Here is a 2733-nt window from a genome sequence, read left to right as displayed (position 1 = left end):
CTGGGGTCATTCGTGCATCCCTTGAGGCTCCAGTATGTAGAGTTTTTCGGCAAGTTCTACACGGGAGGCGGAGAACCATTTACCCCGTTGACGCTCTCACAGGAATACGTAAATGTGAGGAGCTAGGGACTAGGGGTTAGGGATTAGGGGATAGGGGTTATACTACAGCCCTAAACCCTCAACACTAGACACTATATCTATCGTGAAAGGAACGTGTAAATCATTATGGAACATTTAGGACTCTCACTCGCACTGTTCGGGGCAGCACTGGCAGCAGCACTCGCCGGCATCGGTTCAGCAATCGGTATCGGTGTTGCAGGCGGAGCAGCAGCAGGCGTAATGACCGAAGACCCCAACAAGTTCGGTTCATGCCTTATCCTTCAGGCACTTCCCGGAACTCAGGGAATCTACGGGCTGTTAATCGCCTTCTTCGTGCTCAACAAGCTGGGACTTCTCGGCGGTGCAGGAGCAGTAGCCCTCACATGGAATCAGGGACTCCAGATTCTCGCGTCCTGCCTTCCCATCGCAGTAGTCGGCTGGTATTCAGCGATCTGGCAGGGCAAGACTTCCGCAGCATCAATCCAGATGATCAGCAAGAAGCCTGAGGCAATGGGCAAAGCAATAATCCTCCCGGCAATGGTCGAGACCTACGCAGTCCTTGCGCTTCTGACGAGTATATTGATGCTCATGGGAGTACAGGTAGGCTAAACGGGGCAGGTGTTGACGATGGCACTTGCAGACATAAAAGCAAAGATTAAAGCCGAATCACAGGCACAGATCAAAGCACTCGAGGCAGAGAACGACGCGAAAGTACGTGAGATAAGCCGCACTGTCAACGCCGAAATCAAGGCTGTCCAGGATGCATACGCGGCACGTCTCGCGAAGGAAGAGCCCGAAGTCCTCAGAAGGCGCGAAATCGTAGCAGAGCTTGACGCGAAGAGAGTTGATCTCGGAGTCCGCCAGCGTCTGGTTACTGAAGCGTTCGAGGCTTCGCTGAAGCAGCTCGTGGAGATGGCACCTGATAAGTACGTCAAGTTTGCTGACAGGCTTATGGCTCAGGCAGTAGTTACGGGTCATGAAGTCGTGTTTGTCGGAACTAACGAGAAGCACCTCGACCAGAGATGGCTTGACGGCTACAACGCATCACACAGCACATCACTTACCCTCAGCCCTGAGAGGCTTCCGATAAGCGGCGGCTTTGTGCTGAGGAATGACCGCATTGACACAAATTGTTCATGGGACATGCTGATTGAGGATGCCCGTGCTGACATTGAGACCGAAGTCTTGAAGCGGTTGTTTGCGTAAGGGGGTGCTGGGTGTGAGTTACGTATACACCGTAGCACGTTTGCGGGGTATGGAAAATCACATACTGGACACGGCATTTTTCTCGCGCCTTATGGACAGCGCAGGAATTGACGACGCAGTGAAGGCACTCGGCGAAACGTCATATTCTCAGTGGATAACGGGAGCAGGGAGCAATTTCGACAAGGCCATAGATTCGGAGATTCTCGCGACGTGCGAGGAGCTGAAATCTTTTGTGCCTGACAAGGAACTGCTCGACATCTTCAGGCTGCCCTACGACTTCCACAACGTCAAGGTTCTGTTGAAGGGACTCTTCAAGGTCAGGGGCGGAGAAGCAGAAGGACGGCGTTATGACCTTCTCTCGAAGCTCGGAACAATCGACACAGAAGAGCTCACCAACGCGATCGAGACGGAAGAATACGGCTTCCTTCCCTACGGCTTGACTGACCTTATCCCCCAGTGCTGGCAGCTCTGGGACGCAACGAAGAACGCACAGGCCGTTGAACTGCTGATAGACCATCAGATGTTCAGGGCAATGCTCGATGTTGCGGAGGGTCTGAACATGCCCGACGTTGTTCACTGGGTAAAGTGCAGGATTGACGCGGAGAACCTCAGGAGCGCGGTACGTCTTGCGCGGATAAAGTATGACCCTGCCAAAGCACTGCCCTTCTTCCACGAGGGCGGGACTATACGCGCTGACGACATGGCTAAGCTGCTGAACGAGCCGCAGGAGACTTGGGGGCGCATCCTGTCTTATACGGACATAGGAAGCGTGCTCGGTGCTCTCGGTGAACAGAACGACATGAAGGCCGCGCTGTCCGACGTGTCGAAAGCTCTTGATGACTACCTGCTTAAGGTGCTCGAGAGTGCTAAGTACTCTATGGATGCTCCGGCGAATGTCCTTCTCTACCTGCTCACTAAGGAAGCTGAAGCACGGAATATGCGTGTAGCTCTGGTGTGCGTTGCGGGAGGACTTGACCGCGAGTTCGGAAGGAGGCTTCTCAGCAATGGCAGATAGCAGGCCGATGGCGGCTGTAGGAAGCTACGAGATGGCGTTACCCTTCCAAGCTGTGGGCATTCGTAGCGTAGTGCTTACCCCCGAGACGCGGGGAACGTTCGAGGCTACGCTTGAGCAGCTGGCGCGTGAAGATTACGCAGTCGTGTTCATACAGGAAGATCTGTTCGTGGAGTTCACGGGCAAGGTCGAAGAGATTAATGACAAGTATCATACGAGCGTCCTGCCTGTGCCCGGCCCTTCGGGAGCAACGGGAGCAGGTTTAGCCTCAATCAGGGGCAGTGTGGAAAAGGCCGTAGGTATGGATATTTTTGCGGAACGGTAAATTAGGAGGCGGGAGATATTAAATGCCTGAGAAGAAAGAAATTAAAGGAGTAATAGAGAGGATCTCCGGCTCTCTTGTCGTAGCTGGCGGG

Annotated in this window: 4 protein-coding genes; all 4 read left to right on the top strand. The window is 53.8% G+C overall.

Going from position 1 to position 2733, the window contains the following annotated elements:
* Positions 1–225 precede the first annotated feature (225 nt).
* From IJT02_04095 to IJT02_04080, 4 genes are read left to right on the top strand one after another with little or no spacing between them, the layout of a single operon-like run.
* Positions 226–708: a V-type ATP synthase subunit K gene (locus tag IJT02_04095; protein MBQ7544106.1), complete on the top strand. Its 483-nt coding sequence runs from the start codon at positions 226–228 to the stop codon at positions 706–708.
* Between the two features lie 18 nt (positions 709–726).
* Positions 727–1305, top strand: coding sequence for a V-type ATP synthase subunit E (locus IJT02_04090; protein ID MBQ7544105.1), 579 nt, complete (start codon positions 727–729; stop codon positions 1303–1305).
* 13 nt (positions 1306–1318) lie between these two features.
* Positions 1319–2320, top strand: coding sequence for a V-type ATPase subunit (locus tag IJT02_04085; GenBank protein MBQ7544104.1), 1002 nt, complete (start codon positions 1319–1321; stop codon positions 2318–2320).
* Positions 2310–2642, top strand: a complete 333-nt coding sequence (locus IJT02_04080) for a V-type ATP synthase subunit F (protein ID MBQ7544103.1) — start codon at positions 2310–2312, stop codon at positions 2640–2642. The genes IJT02_04085 and IJT02_04080 overlap by 11 nt, the downstream gene beginning before the upstream one ends.
* Positions 2643–2733: the final 91 nt, after the last annotated feature.

Source organism: Synergistaceae bacterium (assembly GCA_017450125.1).
Taxonomy (GTDB): Bacteria; Synergistota; Synergistia; order Synergistales; family Aminobacteriaceae; genus JAFUXM01.
Note: the sequence above shows the minus strand (reverse complement) of the source record. Positions and strands in the feature narration are given on the sequence as shown.

Bases quoted from the DNA above. Each gene is read 5' to 3' on its own strand.
- IJT02_04080 (MBQ7544103.1), top strand. From the start codon at position 2,310: ATGGCAGATAGCAGGCCGATGGCGGCTGTAGGAAGCTACGAGATGGCG.
- IJT02_04090 (MBQ7544105.1), top strand. From the start codon at position 727: ATGGCACTTGCAGACATAAAAGCAAAGATTAAAGCCGAATCACAGGCA.
- IJT02_04095 (MBQ7544106.1), top strand. From the start codon at position 226: ATGGAACATTTAGGACTCTCACTCGCACTGTTCGGGGCAGCACTGGCA.